This is a genomic window from Sphingopyxis sp. H053 (assembly GCF_001468225.1).
GTDB lineage: Bacteria > Pseudomonadota > Alphaproteobacteria > Sphingomonadales > Sphingomonadaceae > Sphingopyxis.
Genome location: NZ_LNRU01000004.1, coordinates 345,268 through 361,377 on the forward strand (window position 1 = coordinate 345,268; position 16,110 = coordinate 361,377).

General features: G+C 66.4%; 18 protein-coding genes. 6 read left to right on the plus strand and 12 right to left on the minus strand.

The genetic code is table 11. The features are described from left to right. Positions 1–5: 5 nt before the first annotated feature. Genes ATE70_RS09735 through ATE70_RS09745 form a run of 3 tightly spaced genes read left to right on the plus strand, consistent with a single transcriptional unit; the run spans position 6 to position 2,458 of the window. On the plus strand, positions 6–482 hold the full coding sequence (locus ATE70_RS09735) for a hypothetical protein (protein ID WP_058537722.1): 477 nt from the start codon (positions 6–8) through the stop codon (positions 480–482). Beyond that, complete coding sequence (locus ATE70_RS09740) at positions 483–1,055, plus strand: hypothetical protein (RefSeq protein WP_058537723.1); 573 nt, start codon at positions 483–485, stop codon at positions 1,053–1,055. A gap of 50 nt (positions 1,056–1,105) precedes the next feature. After that, positions 1,106–2,458 carry a DNA recombination protein RmuC gene (locus ATE70_RS09745; RefSeq protein WP_058537724.1) on the plus strand — a complete coding sequence of 451 codons (1,353 nt, stop codon included), beginning with the start codon at positions 1,106–1,108 and terminating at the stop codon, positions 2,456–2,458. A gap of 194 nt (positions 2,459–2,652) precedes the next feature. On the opposite strand, the gene ATE70_RS09750 is transcribed toward ATE70_RS09745, so the two are convergent. The 8 genes from ATE70_RS09750 to ATE70_RS09785 all read right to left on the minus strand — a co-directional run bounded on the left by ATE70_RS09750 (position 2,653) and on the right by ATE70_RS09785 (position 8,795). After that, positions 2,653–3,363 carry an META domain-containing protein gene (locus ATE70_RS09750; RefSeq protein WP_058537725.1) on the minus strand — a complete coding sequence of 237 codons (711 nt, stop codon included), beginning with the start codon at positions 3,361–3,363 and terminating at the stop codon, positions 2,653–2,655. A gap of 52 nt (positions 3,364–3,415) precedes the next feature. After that, positions 3,416–4,225 (minus strand): TrmH family RNA methyltransferase, encoded by an 810-nt coding sequence (locus tag ATE70_RS09755; protein WP_058537726.1) that lies wholly within the window; start codon positions 4,223–4,225, stop codon positions 3,416–3,418. A 4-nt stretch (positions 4,226–4,229) separates the two neighbouring features. Then, positions 4,230–4,508, minus strand: coding sequence for an HPr family phosphocarrier protein (locus ATE70_RS09760; protein ID WP_058537727.1), 279 nt, complete (start codon positions 4,506–4,508; stop codon positions 4,230–4,232). Beyond that, positions 4,505–4,933 carry a PTS sugar transporter subunit IIA gene (locus ATE70_RS09765; RefSeq protein ID WP_037513594.1) on the minus strand — a complete coding sequence of 143 codons (429 nt, stop codon included), beginning with the start codon at positions 4,931–4,933 and terminating at the stop codon, positions 4,505–4,507. The genes ATE70_RS09760 and ATE70_RS09765 overlap by 4 nt, the downstream gene beginning before the upstream one ends. A gap of 14 nt (positions 4,934–4,947) precedes the next feature. Beyond that, entirely contained in the window at positions 4,948–5,886 is a 939-nt protein-coding gene (rapZ, locus tag ATE70_RS09770; RefSeq protein ID WP_058537728.1) for an RNase adapter RapZ, read from the minus strand. Positions 5,887–5,896: 10 nt separating this feature from the next. Then, on the minus strand, positions 5,897–6,343 hold the full coding sequence (locus ATE70_RS09775; protein WP_058537729.1) for an HPr kinase/phosphorylase: 447 nt from the start codon (positions 6,341–6,343) through the stop codon (positions 5,897–5,899). A 129-nt stretch (positions 6,344–6,472) separates the two neighbouring features. Further along, on the minus strand, positions 6,473–8,095 hold the full coding sequence (locus tag ATE70_RS09780; protein WP_058537843.1) for a sensor histidine kinase: 1,623 nt from the start codon (positions 8,093–8,095) through the stop codon (positions 6,473–6,475). Beyond that, complete coding sequence (locus ATE70_RS09785; RefSeq protein ID WP_058537730.1) at positions 8,085–8,795, minus strand: response regulator transcription factor; 711 nt, start codon at positions 8,793–8,795, stop codon at positions 8,085–8,087. Before ATE70_RS09785 ends, ATE70_RS09780 begins: the two co-directional genes overlap by 11 nt. Before the next feature lie 280 nt (positions 8,796–9,075). On the opposite strand from ATE70_RS09785, the gene ATE70_RS09790 reads away from it, so the two are divergent. Beyond that, on the plus strand, positions 9,076–10,677 hold the full coding sequence (locus ATE70_RS09790) for a phosphoenolpyruvate carboxykinase (protein WP_058537731.1): 1,602 nt from the start codon (positions 9,076–9,078) through the stop codon (positions 10,675–10,677). A 49-nt stretch (positions 10,678–10,726) separates the two neighbouring features. Further along, the gene (locus tag ATE70_RS09795) at positions 10,727–11,176 is read left to right on the plus strand and encodes a hypothetical protein (protein WP_058537732.1); all 450 of its coding nucleotides are present in this window, start codon (positions 10,727–10,729) and stop codon (positions 11,174–11,176) included. Here ATE70_RS09795 and ATE70_RS09800 read toward each other — a convergent pair. The 3 genes from ATE70_RS09800 to ATE70_RS09810 form a co-directional block, all read right to left on the minus strand. Further along, entirely contained in the window at positions 11,173–12,114 is a 942-nt protein-coding gene (locus tag ATE70_RS09800) for a DUF2268 domain-containing putative Zn-dependent protease (protein ID WP_082639533.1), read from the minus strand. The two genes, ATE70_RS09795 and ATE70_RS09800, sit on opposite strands and share 4 nt — an antisense overlap. Next, on the minus strand, positions 12,111–13,955 hold the full coding sequence (locus tag ATE70_RS09805; RefSeq protein WP_058537733.1) for a DUF885 domain-containing protein: 1,845 nt from the start codon (positions 13,953–13,955) through the stop codon (positions 12,111–12,113). Before ATE70_RS09805 ends, ATE70_RS09800 begins: the two co-directional genes overlap by 4 nt. Before the next feature lie 124 nt (positions 13,956–14,079). Then, the gene (locus tag ATE70_RS09810; RefSeq protein ID WP_039577117.1) at positions 14,080–14,478 is read right to left on the minus strand and encodes a DUF3597 domain-containing protein; all 399 of its coding nucleotides are present in this window, start codon (positions 14,476–14,478) and stop codon (positions 14,080–14,082) included. Positions 14,479–14,657: 179 nt separating this feature from the next. On the opposite strand from ATE70_RS09810, the gene ATE70_RS09815 reads away from it, so the two are divergent. After that, positions 14,658–15,263: a DUF937 domain-containing protein gene (locus ATE70_RS09815; protein WP_058537734.1), complete on the plus strand. Its 606-nt coding sequence runs from the start codon at positions 14,658–14,660 to the stop codon at positions 15,261–15,263. A 91-nt stretch (positions 15,264–15,354) separates the two neighbouring features. Here the strand turns inward: ATE70_RS09815 and ATE70_RS09820 are convergent, their stop codons facing one another. Continuing rightward, entirely contained in the window at positions 15,355–15,951 is a 597-nt protein-coding gene (locus ATE70_RS09820; protein WP_058537735.1) for a GNAT family N-acetyltransferase, read from the minus strand. Positions 15,952–16,110: the final 159 nt, after the last annotated feature.

Consider the following 16,110-nt stretch of genomic DNA (forward strand, 5'->3'; position numbering starts at 1 on the left):
CGCGGGTGCCGCGTCCGTCGCGACCTCTGACGAGCGGCGAGGTCGCGCTCGCGCGCAGCGTGTTCGGCGACGCGATCGCTTATGATCGCGTGCGCGTGAACCATCATAAGTGGATCTTCTTCCAGCCGCGCCACATCGTCATGGCGCCGATGGGCAGCCTGCACTTCAACCCGCATGGTGAGCTGTATTGCGAGGATTTCAGCGCCGCGTCGCAGCGGTTGCAGGGGCTGTTCATCCACGAGATGACGCATGTGTGGCAGGCGCAGACGCGCGGGCGCTGGTATCTGGTGCTGATGCGCCACCCGTTCGCGACCTACAGCTACAGCCTCAAACCCGGCTGGCTCCTCACCCGCTATGGGCTCGAGCAACAGGCCGAGATCGTCCGACACTATTGGTTGCTGACACAGGGCATGGTCGTCGGCGGCGCGCCGGGGATCGATGCTTATCGCGCGATCCTGCCCTCATCGTGGGACCTCGCCTAGATGGATGATTTCGAATTCGTCTTCACGCTCTACAGCCTGCTGCTCGGGCTTTCGATGGTCGAGCTGCTCGGCGGGCTCGGCCGCGCGCTTGAGGTGCGTTTCGCCGCCGAAGCCGAGCGCGAGACATTCGCGATCGGCTGGCTGACGCCGCTGCTCGCGATCTTTGTGATGCTCGACCTGCTCTCCTTCTGGAGCGCGGCATGGATCGCGCGCGGCGACATTGCGGTATCGAGCACCGCCTTGCTCGGCGTCGCGGCGTTCGCCAGCGTCTATTTCCTCGCCGCGCGGCTCGTCTTTCCGTCGCATCCCCAGGGGTTCGCGAACCTCGACGTCCATTATTTCCGCGTCCGGCGGATCGTGATGGGGTTGCTGCTCGTGCTGCTCGCGGCGCAGTTGGCCTATTACGCATCGCAGCCCAATCTGGCGGCCGCGCTGGCGCATCCCGTCGCATGGCTCATGACCGTCGTGCTCGTCGCGCTGATGGCCGCGGCGATGTGGGTGAAGGATCGCCGCTGGAGCATCGCGATCCTCGCCGCGCTGATCGGGCGTTACGTCGTCATCTATCTGCTCTGATCCGAATTACCGACTAGCCAGATGGGCGGCGTTCGTCCTATGTTCCTCCCATGGATGGAACCTCGCTTGTCATCGCCCTTGTTGCCCTGGCCGTCGGCGGCCTGATCGGCTGGCTCTTCGCCGGCCGCCAGTCGGGCGCGCTCCAGGCCGAGCGCGACGGGTTGTCCGAGCGGTTCAAGAGCGCGGTGACCGACCTTGCCGCCGAGGCCGAGGCGCGCAAGACCGCCGACATCCGGCTTGCTGCGCTGCTCAGCGAGCAGAAAGCGCGCGACGAGGCGCATGACGCGCAGATTGCGGGGTTGAAGGACGCGCAGGCGGCGCTCACCGCGCAGTTCCGCGAGGTCGGGCAGGTGATGCTCGATGGCGCGCAAAAGGCATTTTTAGAACGCGCCGACGCGCGCTTTCGCCAGAGCGAAGAGACGGCGGGGCAGAATCTGAAAGCGCTTCTGAATCCGGTCCACGAGCGCCTGCAAAAATATGAGGAAGCGGTCGGCAAGGTCGAGGCCGAGCGGCGCGATGCTTTCGGCCTGCTCCACGGCCAGATCGCCGCGATGCGCGAGGGCACCGAACGCGTGTCGAGCGAGGCGGCGAAGCTCGTCAACGCGCTGCGCAACGCGCCCAAGGCGCGCGGGCGCTGGGGTGAGCAGCAGCTCAAGAATGTACTCGAAAGCTGCGGCCTCTCCGAACATGCCGATTTCCAGACCGAGGTCAGCGTCGACGGCGGCGACGGCGGGCGGCTGCGCCCCGACGTCGTGGTGAAAGTTCCGGGCGGGCAGAGCCTCGTGATCGACGCCAAGGTTTCGCTCAACGCCTATCAGGATGCGTTCGGCGCGGTCGACGAACGCGAGAAGGCGGCGCACCTCGCGGCGCACGCCGCGGCGATGAAGGCGCATGTGAACACGCTCGGCGCCAAAGCCTATTGGAACCAGTTTCCCGATACCCCCGATTTTGTCGTGATGTTCGTTCCCGGCGAACATTTCCTCGCCGCCGCGCTCGATCAGGACCATGAGCTTTGGGACTATGCGTTCGAGCGCAAGGTGCTGCTCGCGACCCCGACCAACCTCATCGCGATCGCGCGCACCGTCGCGGCGGTGTGGCGGCAGGAAAAGCTCGCCAACCAGGCGCGCGAGATCGCCGCGCTCGGCAAGGAGCTTTACGCACGCATGTCGGTGATGGGCTCGCACATCGCCAAGGTCGGGCGCAATCTCGATCAGGCGACGGGGGCGTATAATGCGTTTGTCGGCAGCTTTGAATCGCAGGTGCTGACGCAGGCGAAACGTTTCGAGGCGCTCGATATCGAAACCGGCGACAAGGAAATTCCGGCGCTCCCTGTTGCTGAACAATCGGCGCGTCCGTTGGCGAAGCTGGGTTCGGCCCCCGCGGCGGTCAACGACGGCGAGTAACCCTCCTCCGTCATTCCCGCGAAGGCGGGAATCCAGCTTTTTCCTTCTTTGCGTCTTTGCGTGAAATTATTTGGATCGCGCAAAGGCGCAAAGAACACCAAGGGTTCGGGGTTGATTGTCGGTGCGAACGGTGAGCTCAGAAGAAGCCGGATTCCCGCCTTCGCGGGAATGACGGTTTTGGAATGTGGCGCCCGTCAAATCACCCGCCGTAGCACCGCGGTCCGGCCTTCAATCCCCGTCAGGATCAGCGTCCCGTCATCGGCGAAGGTCAGGCTGACCGGCGAAGCCATCAGTTTGAAGAAGGCCGCCTCCTGTGTCATGCCGGCGCCTGGACACGCCATTTCGGTGGCCATCAGCGGCCCGGCCTTGAGTGTGCCGCCATCGACCGAATAAGTCCCCGAAAAGCGGTTGCAACCCGCGCTGCCGCTCATCCGGTTGCCGTCGAATTGCAGCGACGTCGGCCGGTCCGCCGCGACGGGCACGCCGCCGATCGACACGAAGCTCCAGTTCGATCCCGCGAGCGTGTCGGGCGGCAGGATTTTGCCGCCGCACCCCTGCAAGCTCTTGCCGTCGGCGACGACGCGGACGGTGTCGGAATAGCGGCGATCGCTCATCCCGTCGCTGCACGGCGCCGGCTTGATCACGACCGACAGGCGGTCGGTGGTATAGGTCCGGCCGTTTGCCGAGGGTTTGGCGCCGGGGTTCGGAACCATGATCTTCGTCTCGCCATAGTCGCCGTCGTAATTGAGCCGCGACGGCGTGATCTCGAGCGTCCAGCCGGGCTCGGTGCCGAGCGCCATATAGGCGGCCGCGGGCGTGTCGCCGGGCGTTTGCGGCGTCTCCGCGGTGGGGACGCAGGCGGCGAGCGCGAGAAGCGAGGCGGCGGGGAGGGCGATCCTGATCATGCGGTATCTCCTGAACGCATTATGCTGATCGATCGATGAACCGCGCGGTCGGCTATTGGTTCCGCCGCTGGTTCAGCACCTCATACGCCATCACTGCCGTCGCGACCGCGGCATTCAGGCTGTCGGCCTTGCCCATCATCGGCATCTTCACGCGGACGTCGGCGGCGTCGGCATATTCGGGGGGCATGCCCTGCGATTCATTGCCGGTCAGGATGAAGGTCGGCGCGGTATAGCGCACTGCCTGATAATCCTGCGTATCGTCGCCGAGCCACGTTGCGACGAGCTGGCCCGGTCCCTGCCGCAGCCAGGGGAGGAATTCGTCCCAGCGCGCGACCACCAGTTTCTGCGTAAAAATCGCCCCCATGCTCGCGCGCACCGCCTCGACCGCATAGGGATCGGTCGATTCGTCGAGCAGGATCAGCCCGCCCGCGCCGACCGCATCGCCCGTGCGCAGCATCGTGCCGAGGTTGCCCGGATCGCGCAGCCGTTCGGCGACGAGCCAGATCGGCGCGGCGTCGCGGTCGAGGTCGGCGAGCGACGTCTGCGGTTCGGCATAGATGCCGACGACGGTCTGCGGATTATCCTTGCCCGACAGTTTCGAGAGGATCGCGCCCGTCGTGTCGATGACCTCGCCGCCCGCCGCCAGCGTGTCGGCAACCAGCGCCGCCGCGAGCGGATGCGCGTCGCCCTCGGGTCCGAGGAACAGCCACTGCGGAAGCACGCCCGCCTCGCGCGCCTCGGTCGCGATGCGCAGCCCTTCGGCGAGGAACAGCCCCTCGGCGCGGCGATGGCGTTTCTCGCGCAGCAACCGCATCCGCTTCACCAGCGGGTTCGACAGGCTCTCGATGGTGGAACGGCGCATGCCGTCAATCCTCGCCGAAGCTGTCCTTGACCAGCCCGACGAGTTTCAGCAGCGCCGCGTCGGCGCCGTCGCCGCGCGTGTGGATGGTGATCGAATCGCCCTTCGCGGCGCCGAGCATCATCAATCCCATGATCGAGGTGCCGTTGACGCGCGACCCGCCCTTTTCGACCTCGACTGACACGCTTTCGGGCAGGCGGCTGACGAAGGTCACGAACTTGGCGCTCGCGCGCGCGTGGAGGCCGCGCTGGTTGGTGATTTCGACCGTCTGGGAATTTTCGTTCAAGGGCCCACTCCCAGCATTTCCGACGCGACCGATATATATTTCTGGCCGGCTTCCTTCGCGGCGATCACCGCGGCGCGCAGCTCCATCGTCTTGCGCGCGCTTTCGAGGCGGATCAGCATCGGCAAATTGACGCCGGCGATCACTTCGGTGCGCCCCGATTCGAGCAGGCTGATCGCGAGGTTTGACGGGGTGCCGCCGAACAGGTCGGTCAGCATCACGACGCCGCGGCCTTCGTCGACCTTGCGAATCGCGTCGGCGATTTCCTTGCGGCGCATTTCCATATTGTCGTTGGGGCCGATGCACACGGTCGCGATGGCGCGCTGCGGCCCGACGACATGCTCCATCGCGCGCACCATTTCCTCGGCGAGGCGGCCGTGGGTGACGAGCACCATTCCCAGAAGCGGCAGAGCCTTATCGTTCGGCATGCAGTCGTCGACCCTTATGTTTTGCCGCCGGGCGCGGAAGCCGCGGGCGGGGGCCTGCCCTCAAGCCCATCTTGCGGGGCAGAGTCAAGATTGCGGTGGGTCAGCGTTGGCTCATATCCGGATTCGCGTAGCGTTTGGGCAACACGGCTGGCGACATGGACCGACCGGTGGCGGCCGCCGGTGCAACCAAAAGCAATGGTGACATAGCTTTTGCCCTCGGCGCGGTAGCGCGGCAGCAACGTCAGGATCAATTTCTCGATCTGCGCAACGCTGTCCTCATAGGCGGGGTCGGCGATGACATAGGCGGCGACGTCGGGATCGAGTCCGGTGCCGGGCTTGAGCTTCGGGTCCCAGTGCGGGTTGCGCAGATAGCGCATGTCGAACACCAGGTCGGCGTTGCGTGGCAGGCCGCGCGCGAAGCCGAAGCTCATCACGTTGAGCACCGGCTCGCCTTCGTCGGCGTCGCCGAAGCGCTGGCGGATTTCCTGCTGCAAATCATTGCTGCTGTAGTTCGTCGTGTCGACGACATGCTCGGCCCAGCGGCGGAGCGGCTCCATCATCTCGCGCTCGCGCGCGATGCCGTCGGCGGCGGGGCGGTCCTCGGCCATCGGGTGGCGGCGGCGGGTTTCGGAAAAGCGGCGCTCGAGCTCGGCGCCGGCGCAGTCAAGAAACAGCGTCTGGATGTCGCGGCCGCCCGCTTCGCGCAAATCCTTGATCCGGCGCACGAGCAGAGCGGGACGGAAGCCTCGACTACGACTGTCGATCCCGATCGCGAGCGGGCGTCCGGCTTCGCTGCGCTGCATCGGCGCGTCGATCAGCGTTTCGAGCAGCGCGAGCGGCAGATTGTCGACAACCTCCCAGCCGAGGTCTTCGAGCACCTTGAGCACGGTCGACTTGCCCGCGCCCGACAGGCCGGTGACCAGCAACAGGCGCGATTCGGCGGCCGGACTCATCGTCGATGCATCATGCGCCGGGCGCCAGCCGTTCGAGCGCGAGCAGGATCTTGATCGGCGCCGACGCCTCGAACGCTGACAAGAGCAGCGCGGGCAGCGGGCGGCCCGCGACCATTTCGACCTGGTTGATCGACGGCATGCGGTCGTAACGGTCGGTCAGGCGTACCGCGAGCGCGAGCGGCACGGGTGCCGTCCACGCGCGTTCGATGATCCCGATGCCGCGGACCTCCAGCTTGCCCGCCAGACTTTCGGGCGGGCGGCACCAGAGGCGGTCGCGTTCGAACCAGATATCGCAGCGATCGTCGGCGACCAGCTTGGCGCCGCGATCGATCAGCCGCAGCGCGAGGTCCGATTTGCCCTGTCCCGAATTGCCGAGGATCAGCACGCCGCCATTGCCCGCCGCAACGCAGCTGGCATGGATATTGACGATATCGGTTCTGGTCCGGCTCGGAAGCATGGCGCATGGCTTACCGGCGACGATGCGGGGCCGCAAGGCGATAGAAGGATCGTCGCCCCCGCGAAGGCGGGGGCCTCCGTCGGCCTTGCGCGACGTCTCCAGCGGCCCCCGCCTTCGCGGGGGCGACGATCACGCCGCGTCCTGCCCGCCCTCGCGCGCGGGGAGGGTGATGAGCAGGCTGGCGCCGGGTTTGCCGTCGTCGCGATCCTTCGCGCTGATCGTCCCGCTATGCCCCTCGACGATCGTCCGCGCGATCGCGAGCCCCAGCCCGCTGTGGCGGCCAAAGGCTTCGCCGGCGGGCCGCTCGCTGTGAAAACGGCGGAAAATGGCGTCGCGCTGCGCGGGGTCGATGCCGGGGCCGTCGTCGTCGACCTTGATGTGAACCTCGTCGCCGAGGCGCGTCGCCGAAACGCACACGAGGCCGGCTTCGGGCGAGAAGCTGATCGCATTGTCGATGACATTGTCGATCGCGCGTTCGAGCCGGTGGCCGTCGCCCATCACCACCGTCGTGCCTTTGCGCGGCCGCGCGAAGGCGACGCGCGGCTGCGGCGCATTCGCGTCGACGCGCGCCGCGCGCGCCGCGAGCATCGATTCGATCATGATGCCGACGTCGATCGGTTCGAACAGCGTGCGCGACAATTGCGCGTCGACGCGGCTCGCCTCGCTGATGTCGCTCACCAGCCGGTCGAGCCGGCGGACGTCCTCGTCGGCTATGCTGAGCAGTTGCGCGCGCTGCTCGTCGCTTTTGACGCGCCCCAGCCCCTCGATCGCCGAGCGGACCGAGGCGATCGGATTCTTGAGTTCGTGCGTCACGTCGGCGGCGAAATGTTCGCCCGCGTCGATGCGTTCACGAAGGGCTTGCGTCATGTCGGACAGCGCACGCGCGAGCGTTCCGATCTCGTCGCGGCGGCTCGGCAGGCGCGGGACGACGACTTCGCGCGCCCGGCCGAGCCGGACGCGCACCGCAGCGCGCGCGAGGCGGCGGAGCGGGCGGACGATCGTGCGTGCGAGGAACAGCGAGAGGAGGACCGAGGCGAGCAACACCATGAAGACGACGACCGCGATGCGGAACCGCTCGGCGCGCACGGTGCGCGTGATGTCGCGCGCGTTGAGCGTCATCAGCACCGTCTGCGGCGTCTCGAGGTCGACGACGCGTGCGGCGCTGAGCAGCGGCGTGCGTTCGGGGGCAAAGCGGAAGCGGCTCGCGGCGACCCCGCCGGTCTGTGCCTCGACGACTTCGGGCCAGGACTGCGCCCGGTCGACGCGGGGTTCCTCGAAATCGGGATAGGTCGGCGCGCCCACGACCCAGTCGATCCCGCGGTCCATCGCGCGCGCGGCATCGCGCTTCCATGGCTGGAGGTCGGGATCGCGCAGCGTATAGGTCGGCGGACCGTTCTGGAAACTGTCGGAGATGCGCCGGCCGTCGGGGGCGTAGAAGCGCAGCCGCGATTCGGTCGCGGTCGCGAATTCTTCGATCAGCCGCGTCCGCTCCTCGGGGCGTGCCGCCTCGAGCGCGCTGTCGAGCATCGCGAGTTGGTCCTTCATCACCTCGATGCGCGTATCGACCAGGCGGCTGCGGTAGGTGTCGAGATAATAGAAGCCGCCCGCGAGCAGCGCGATCGCGAGGATGTTCACCGCGAGGATGCGCGTCGTCAGCGACCAGCGCGCCGACCAGACGAGCGGCGATTCCTCCTGCTCGGCGACGCTCCCCTCGGGTTTCTGCCCGTCGCGTTTTTGGGCGTCAGCTTTCATCGGCAAAGCGATACCCCGCGCCATAGAGGGTGGCGATCGCGTCGAATTCGGGGTCGACCTCGCGGAACTTGCGGCGCAGGCGCTTGATGTGGCTGTCGATCGTGCGGTCGTCGATATAGACGTCGTCCTGATAGGCCGCGTCCATCAACTGGTTGCGGCTGCGCACGATACCGGGGCGGCTGGCAAGCGTTTCGAGGATCAGGAATTCGGTGACCGTCAGCGTGACGTCCTTGCCGTCCCACGCGACCTTGTGACGCGCCGGGTCCATGCTCAGCCGGCCGCGGGTGATCGGTTCGGCGACGGGCTCGTCGCCCTCTTCGGACGCGCTTTTGTTGAGCTCGACACGGCGCAAGATGGCGCGAATGCGCGCGATCACCAGCCGCTGGGAAAAGGGCTTGGCGATATAATCGTCGGCGCCCATCGCGAGCCCCAGCGCCTCGTCGATCTCGTCGTCCTTGCTGGTGAGGAAGATCACCGGAAGCTGGCTTTTTTCACGAAGCCGCCGCAGCAGTTCGAGCCCGTCCATGCGCGGCATCTTGATATCGAACACTGCCAGGTCGGGCGGATTGTCGATGAGCGGTTTCAGCGCCGCTTCGCCGTCCGAATAGACGCGCGTCACGAAACCCTCGGCCTGCAGCGCGATGGAAAGGGATTGCAGAATGTTGCGGTCGTCGTCGACCAGCGCGATAGTTGCCGTCATGCTCTTTCCGTTGGGCGGGCCCGGTAAAGCGATTAGCCTATCCGGGGCGCAGCGACAACAGCGCGCGCATGGTCACCGGTTCCCTCGTCGCGCGTTCGTCGCAAGCGCCGCGCGGCCCCGCTTTAATCTTTTGACCTCCCCCGCCAAGCGAGCTAACGCGGCCGGGATTTCGGAATCGGCGGTCACGTCGGCACCCATGCAAATGCGGGCCAACCCATTAGTGCGCTAAGCATTGCATAGGTATGCAACGACGCCGCCGGACAAGGAAAGGCGAAGGCAGATGACCAAGATATTGATCGGCGCGAACACCGTCGAGACGAAGGCGGAGGTCGCCGAAAACTGGGGCACGCCGCAGCTGATCGAGGACGCGGTCCGCCACGGCGAGGGCGTACTCGCCAAGGACGGCCCGCTGGTCGTCGAAACCGGCAAGCACACCGGGCGCAGCGCCAAGGACAAGTTCATCGTCCAGGACGCCGAAACCGCCGACACGATCTGGTGGGGCAAGACCAATGTCCCGATGACCCCCGATCATTTCGCGGCGTTGAAGGACGACTTCTTCGCGCATCTCGCGCAGCGCCCGCGCCTCTATCGCCAGCAACTGTTTGGCGGCTCGCAGCCCGAGCATCGCGTCGCGGTGCAGGTCGTCACCGAATTCGCCTGGCACAGCCAGTTCATCCGCACGTTGCTCTGCCGCCCGACCGCGGCCGAACTCGCCGCGTTCGCGGCTGAATATACGATCATCGACCTGCCGAGCTTCCGCGCCGATCCGGCGCGCCACGGCACGCGCACCGAAACCGTCGTCGCGGTCAATTTTGCCGAGAAGCTGATCCTGATCGGCGGCACGCAGTACGCCGGCGAGATGAAGAAATCGGTGTTCGGCATCCTCAACTATCTGCTCCCCGTCGATGGCGTGATGCCGATGCATTGCTCGGCGAATATCGGCCCCAAGGGCGACACTGCGGTCTTCTTCGGCCTGTCGGGCACCGGCAAGACGACGCTGTCGGCCGACGCCTCGCGCACGCTGATCGGCGACGACGAGCATGGCTGGTCGGACACTGCGGTCTTCAACTTCGAGGGCGGCTGTTACGCGAAGATGATCCGCCTCTCGCCCGAGGCCGAGCCCGAAATTTTCGCGACAACCAAGCGCTTCGGCACTGTGCTCGAAAATGTCGTGATCGATCCCGTGACCCGCGAGCTTGATTTCGACGACGCGAGCCTCGCCGAGAACAGCCGCGGTTCGTACCCGATCGACTTCATTCCGAACACGTCGGACCATAATATGGGTCCGGTGCCCAAGACGGTAATCATGCTGACGGCCGATGCCTATGGCGTGCTGCCCCCGATCGCGAAGCTGACCCCCGATCAGGCGATGTATCATTTCCTGTCGGGCTATACCGCGCGCGTCGCGGGGACCGAAATCGGCGTGACCGAGCCCGAGGCGACCTTCTCGACCTGCTTCGGCGCCCCCTTCATGCCGCGCCACCCGTCGGTCTACGGCAATCTGCTCAAGGAACGCATCGCCAAGGGCGGCGTCCAGTGCTGGCTCGTCAACACCGGCTGGACCGGCGGCATGGCGACGATGGACGGGATCAAGCGCATGCCGATCAAGGCGACGCGCGCGCTGCTCAACGCCGCGCTCGACGGCAGCCTAAACGACGCCGAATTCCGCAAGGACCCGAATTTCGGCTTCATGGTCCCCATCGCGGTTCCGGGCGTCGACAGCAACCTGCTCGATCCGCGCGAAGCCTGGGCCGACAAGGCGGCCTATGACCGCACCGCGCAAACGCTCGTCGGCCAATTCATCGACAATTTCGCGCAATTTGCGGACCATGTCGACGAAGGCGTCCGCCAGGCCGCACCGCAGGCCGCCGTCGCGGCGTAATTGACCCGGATCGCTTCCGGGTGGCACATCACCCGGAAGGACCGGACTCATGACCACCGAATATAAACCGCGCCTGTTCGCGCGCGACGACGAAATCCGTGCGCTCGGCGAAGGGCTGCTGGCGTGCGCGTTGCCGCGCGAGGCGTGGACGCACGAGGCGCATCTCGGCGCGTGCCTCTGGCTGCTGACCGAGCGCCGCGACGTCGATATCGACGCCGAGATTGGCACCATCATCCGCCGCTTCAACGAAAGCGTCGGCGGCGTGAACGACGACCATGGCGGCTATCATGACAGCATCACCCGCGCCTATGTCGCGGGCGTGCGGCTGTTCCTGTCGACGACGGCGGAGACCGAGCTCGCGGCGCGCGTCAACGCGCTGCTGCTTTCCGACATCGGCCGTCGCGACTGGCCGCTACGCTTCTACAGCCGCGAGCTGCTCTTTTCGGTCCCGGCGCGGCGCGCCTTCGTCGAACCCGATCTCGCGCCGCTGCCTGCCTAAAGCTTCATTCCGGGCGTCCAACCGCTCTCCGCGAGGAAGGCGGCGGGGTCGCGCATCTCGATGATCGCCTTGATCGCCGCGGCCTTGTCGGGGGTCCGGCCGTAATAGCTTTTCGCGACGCGATAGCCGACCCAATAACCAAGGTCGCCCGGCCACCCGTCCGCGCCTTGTTTGTTGTAGAGCCAGCGCGACCCGATCGCCTTGGCGTCCTTCTCGGCGAGGAAAGCCGTCTCCAGCTCCTTCTCGCGTCCCTTGGCCCATATGTGGAGCAGCGGATAGCCGACCGAACCCGACATCTGTTCGGCGACAAATTCGGCGGCGCCCTCGACGAGCGCGGCGCGCAGCACCGATTCTTCGCGATCCTCGACTTGCGCAAGCGGCTGCTGCGCGTGGACATATTCATGCGCGATGACGTGGACGAAGCGGTCCTCGTCGTCGGCTTCGATGAATTTGGCGGCGCACAGGGCTTCGAGACCGATGTACAGCCCCTTCGCATTCGCCGTTCCCGCCGTCGTGGCGCGGCCGATGGCGATGGTGATCGGGGGGAATTTCGCAGCGGGATAAAGCTGGGCGAGGCGGTCGGTCGCGGCGACAAGCCGCGTGCGGACATCGGGAAGATGGGTCGCGCAACCACGCGCGTCGTCAAAGACCTGGCGTTTGTCGCGCAGCGCGGCGGCGAGCTTTTCGGGGGTGATCCGGCGCATCACCATGAATTCCGCCAGCCCCGGCGTGGGGGCGGCCAGATAGCGCGTCGCCACCACATCGGGCTGACTTGCGAGTGCGGGGTCATCATAAAGCGCGTAAAAGCGATCGACGTCGCTCGTCACGATGGCGACGCGCGCGCCGCCGTGCGGCGGGGCCGATTCGGATGCCTGCCCCGGGATCGCCGCGAGCAGCGCCACGCCGAACAGGCTTTGCATCATGCGCCGCGCCGTCATGCCTTCTTCTCCGCCACATAGGCCGCGACATTCTGCGCGAGCACGTCGAGCGGGACGTTGCCGCCCTCGACGACGACATTGTCGAAATCGCGGAGGTCATATTTTGCGCCGAGCGCCTTTTGCGCGAGTCCGCGCTGGCGGACGATCTCGCTGTGCCCGACCTTGTAGCCGCACGCCTGTCCGGCCCAGCTGCAATAGCGGTCGACCTCGCTCGCGACCTCGAGCGGGTTCGAGCCATTTTCCTTGACGAAGAAATCGACGCCCTGCTCGCGCGTCCAGCGCTTGGCGTGAAGGCCGGTATCGACGACGAGGCGGCAGGCGCGGAATGCGAGCGACTGGAGGTAGCCCAAACGCCCGACCTCGAAATCGTCGTAGAGGCCGAGTTCGTCGGCGAGCTGCTCGGCGTACAAGGCCCACCCTTCCGAATAGGCGTTGAACGCCAGCATCGTACGGATCAGCGGCATCTGGTTCGCATATTCGCCCTGCCACACATGCCCGGGGATCGCCTCGTGCATCGTCAGGTCGGGGAGCGAATATTTGCTGTGGAGCTCGGTCGTGCGCAGGTTGATCCAGAATTTGCCCGGAACGCTGCCGTCGATCGACCCCGCGCCGCCATAGGCCGCGGGCGCGCCGGGTTCCTCGGCGAGCGGCAGCCGCTTCACCTCGACATTGCCCTTTACCAAAGTACGGAAGGCGCGCGGCAACTCGGCGCGGATCTTGCCGAGCCAGGTCTGGATATAGGCGTGGATTTCGGCGCGGCCCGCATCATTGTTGGGGAATTTGAAGCGCGGATCCTTGGCGAGCGCGTTCATCCGGTCGCCGACCGAGCCCTGCGTGTAGCCGAGCTTTTTGAGGATCGGGTCCATGCGGCCGTGGAGTTCGGCGAGTTCTTCGCGGCCCATCGCGTGGATCTCGCCTGGGGTCATGCGGGTGGTGGTCGAGGCGCGCAGCCCCCACGCATACCATTCGTCGCCGCCCGGCCGCGCCCACATGCCGGCGTCCATTGTCGCCTTCGGCCGCTGCGCCTTCATCTCGGCGAGCTGGCGTTCGAGCGCCGCGGCGACGGGTCCCTGCACGATCTTCGCCGAGCGCGCGCTCCAGTCGCCCGCGATCTTCGCCGCGCCGGTGCGGCGGACGAGGCTTTCGACCATCGAGCCGCCCGCCTTCGCATCGGCAAGGCTCGCCTCCATCTGCTTCACCGCCTTGTCGATCAGGAAGGCGGGGGCGATCATTCCCTGTCCGCCCGCGGCCTTCAGCCGGTCGGTTTCGCCATCGAGCGCGCCGGGAAAGGCGTTGAGACGCGACAGATAGGCTTCGGCATCGGCGGCGGTCTTCACCGGATGGTCGCTGTCGAGGAATTTTGGGACGTCGAGATAGGCGCCGACATTCTGGATCACGACATAGGGCGTGTTGCGCCAGCCGCCGACCGCGACGTCGCCATAGGGCAGGGCAAAGCCGTCGAGCGCGACGCCATAGGCGCTTTCGACGACGGCAAGGCTGGTGCGCGTGCTGTGATCGAGTCCCGCCTTGTCGAACGCGCGGACGCGCGCAAGATCGGCCTTCAGCGTGTCGGCGACGGTTTTCTGTCCTGCCGCCGACCGGTCGCCGAGACGCCCGCGCATCGCGGCGCGCGCGCCGGTGTCGATGCCGAGCGACGTCGCGCCTTCGGGCGACAGCGCGAGCAGATTGTCGGCGACCGAATCGAGCAGTTTCTGCGCGCCGGTCTTCGGCGGCGACTGCAGCGCGGCCGCGGGGCCGGCGAGGGCAAGCCCCGCGGTGCCCGCGCCGAGTGTGGCGAGCGTCTGGCGGCGGCTGACGGGGGTGGAAAGCGGATTGGACACGGGCTGCTCCCTGGCGACTTGTTTCTTGTGAAACCTGTCTAGGCGCGGGGGCGCGCCGGTCAACGAAAAGGGGCCGGGAAAGCCTCCGCCCTCCCGACCCCCGTCGAAAATTATCGGCCGTCTATCAGTCGGTAAGGTCGGCGGGCACCTTGCCGCCGTTCGCCGCGAGTTCGCGCATCACCGCCTTGTGCAGCCAGATGTTCATTTCGGCGCTGCCGTCGAGTTCGCCGGTATAGCCGAGTTCCTGCGCCAGTTCCTTGCGGTTGGCGAGGCTCGAATCGATCCCGAGCAGCTTCATCAGGTCGACGATCGACGTGCGCCAGTTGAGATCCTGCCCGGCATTGGCGGCCTCGGCGGTGAGGATGGCATCGACATCGACCGGCGCGGCGGCCGCTGCTGCCATGGCTTGCGTCGCGGCGTCGAGCGCGGTGCCGACGGGGCTGGGGGCGGCCGGGGCGGCGGGTTCTGCGGCGACGGCCTTCTTGCCGAAGATGGCGTCCTTGATCTTGCCGAAAATGCTCATTGTGTAGCTCCCACTAGAATAGCGGCCCAACCCGGAAGAGGCGAGTCGAACAGTTGCAGGCTAGGACTATGCATTTGAGAATGACAGTCAAAAGACCGACTCGTTCTTCGCTCGCGCGCTGCTATACTCATTCCAATCGGCGCGGTGTCCGATCCGCGCCGAAGCGGGAGTATGACGATATGAATCTCACCGACATTTTGGCGCAGGCCGGCGGCATTGAATCGATGGCGAAAGAGCTGGGTATTCCGCCCGCGATGGCAAAACAGGGCGCCGACGCGCTGCTTCCCGCAATTCTCGGCGGTTTCAAGAAACAGGCGCAATCGGGCGGCGGGGTCGAAGGACTCGGCGGGCTGCTCGGTCAGCTCGGCGGCGGCGGCCTGCTCGATTCGGTGCTCGGATCGCAGCCCACGGAAGTGAGCCAGGGCAATGACGTGCTCGGGCAGATTTTTGGGTCGAAGGATGTCAGCCGCACCGTCGCCGGACAGGCGGCGGCGCAGACGGGGATCGATTCGGGGATTCTCAAGCAGATGCTGCCGATGCTCGCGATGATGGCCGCGGGCTATATGGCGAAGCAGGGCGGGCAGGGCGGCGAGAGCGGCGGGCTTTCGGGCGGTCTGGGCGGTATGCTCGGCAATGTGCTCGGCGGCGCGATGGGCGGCGGTGCGGCCCCGTCGGCCGGCGGCCTTGGCGGAAGCCTGGGCGGCCTCGGCAAGATGCTCGACATGGACGGCGACGGCAATCCGCTCGACGACATCATGGGCATGGTCAACAAGATGCGTGGGTAATGAAATCGTCGCCCCCGCGAAGGCGGGGGCCGCAATCGGAATAGCGTAAGGCTGCCAGCGGCCCCCGCCTTCGCGGGGGCGACGCTAACTGTTAAGCCGCGATCAGGCGCAATTCCTCACGGAAATCCTCGTCCACCCCGATGCGGCTTCGCATCGGGGTGACGGTGCCGTCCGATGTGGCGTCGCCTTCCTCGAACAGCGCACACGCCGCCTCGCCGCCACGCGCCAGGCTATAGCGCTGCGCGACCTTGCCGGTGGGCTTAAAACCAAGCTTGCGCAGCACCGCGCCCGACGCCGGATTGTCGAGGAAGTGGCCCGCCGACAGCTTCGGCAGGTTCATCGCGCGCGCGATATGGATGAGCTGACGCCCGGCCTCGGTCGCGAAACCCAGGCCCCAATAGGGCCGCGCGATCCAGTAACCCATTTCGAGCGCGCCTTCCGGACTCGGCGAAATGCCGCAGCCGCCGACGAGGCGCGGCGCGCCGCCGGTGCGGGCAAAGATCAGGAAGCGCGGCTGATCGGGATCGATCGGCTGGCTCAAATATGCCTGTGCCTGCTCTTCGCCATAGGGCCAAGGGGCGCGAGCGAGATTGCGGACCACCGCTTCCTCGCCGATCGCTTGGGCGAGCGCGGGGGCGTCTTCCAGCCAGCCGGGCCGCAGCAACAGTCTTTCGGTACGCGCGAACATCTTTTCTAACTCCCAATGCCTGTCGCCTTGGCGCCAGATGGTGACGCTTTGACGACATTCGATATGGAGGGAGATGGATGGCCCCGTTTTCGCGCCCGATCGTCACAAGTGACGGATTTTGGACAAGAAAAAAGGGAGATCGGGGGCGACCCGTCTCCC

Coding starts and splice junctions, on each gene's coding strand:
- ATE70_RS09755 (WP_058537726.1), bottom strand. CDS start 4,225: ATGCGCCGTTCCACCATCGAGAGCCTGTCGAACCCGCTGGTGAAGCGG.
- ATE70_RS09765 (WP_037513594.1), bottom strand. CDS start 4,933: ATGCCGAACGATAAGGCTCTGCCGCTTCTGGGAATGGTGCTCGTCACC.
- ATE70_RS09780 (WP_058537843.1), bottom strand. CDS start 8,095: ATGAAAGCTGACGCCCAAAAACGCGACGGGCAGAAACCCGAGGGGAGC.
- ATE70_RS09740 (WP_058537723.1), top strand. CDS start 483: ATGGATGATTTCGAATTCGTCTTCACGCTCTACAGCCTGCTGCTCGGG.
- ATE70_RS09815 (WP_058537734.1), top strand. CDS start 14,658: ATGAATCTCACCGACATTTTGGCGCAGGCCGGCGGCATTGAATCGATG.
- rapZ (WP_058537728.1), bottom strand. CDS start 5,886: ATGAGTCCGGCCGCCGAATCGCGCCTGTTGCTGGTCACCGGCCTGTCG.
- ATE70_RS09795 (WP_058537732.1), top strand. CDS start 10,727: ATGACCACCGAATATAAACCGCGCCTGTTCGCGCGCGACGACGAAATC.
- ATE70_RS09750 (WP_058537725.1), bottom strand. CDS start 3,363: ATGATCAGGATCGCCCTCCCCGCCGCCTCGCTTCTCGCGCTCGCCGCC.
- ATE70_RS09775 (WP_058537729.1), bottom strand. CDS start 6,343: ATGCTTCCGAGCCGGACCAGAACCGATATCGTCAATATCCATGCCAGC.
- ATE70_RS09790 (WP_058537731.1), top strand. CDS start 9,076: ATGACCAAGATATTGATCGGCGCGAACACCGTCGAGACGAAGGCGGAG.
- ATE70_RS09810 (WP_039577117.1), bottom strand. CDS start 14,478: ATGAGCATTTTCGGCAAGATCAAGGACGCCATCTTCGGCAAGAAGGCC.
- ATE70_RS09800 (WP_082639533.1), bottom strand. CDS start 12,114: ATGACGGCGCGGCGCATGATGCAAAGCCTGTTCGGCGTGGCGCTGCTC.
- ATE70_RS09785 (WP_058537730.1), bottom strand. CDS start 8,795: ATGACGGCAACTATCGCGCTGGTCGACGACGACCGCAACATTCTGCAA.
- ATE70_RS09820 (WP_058537735.1), bottom strand. CDS start 15,951: ATGTTCGCGCGTACCGAAAGACTGTTGCTGCGGCCCGGCTGGCTGGAA.
- ATE70_RS09745 (WP_058537724.1), top strand. CDS start 1,106: ATGGATGGAACCTCGCTTGTCATCGCCCTTGTTGCCCTGGCCGTCGGC.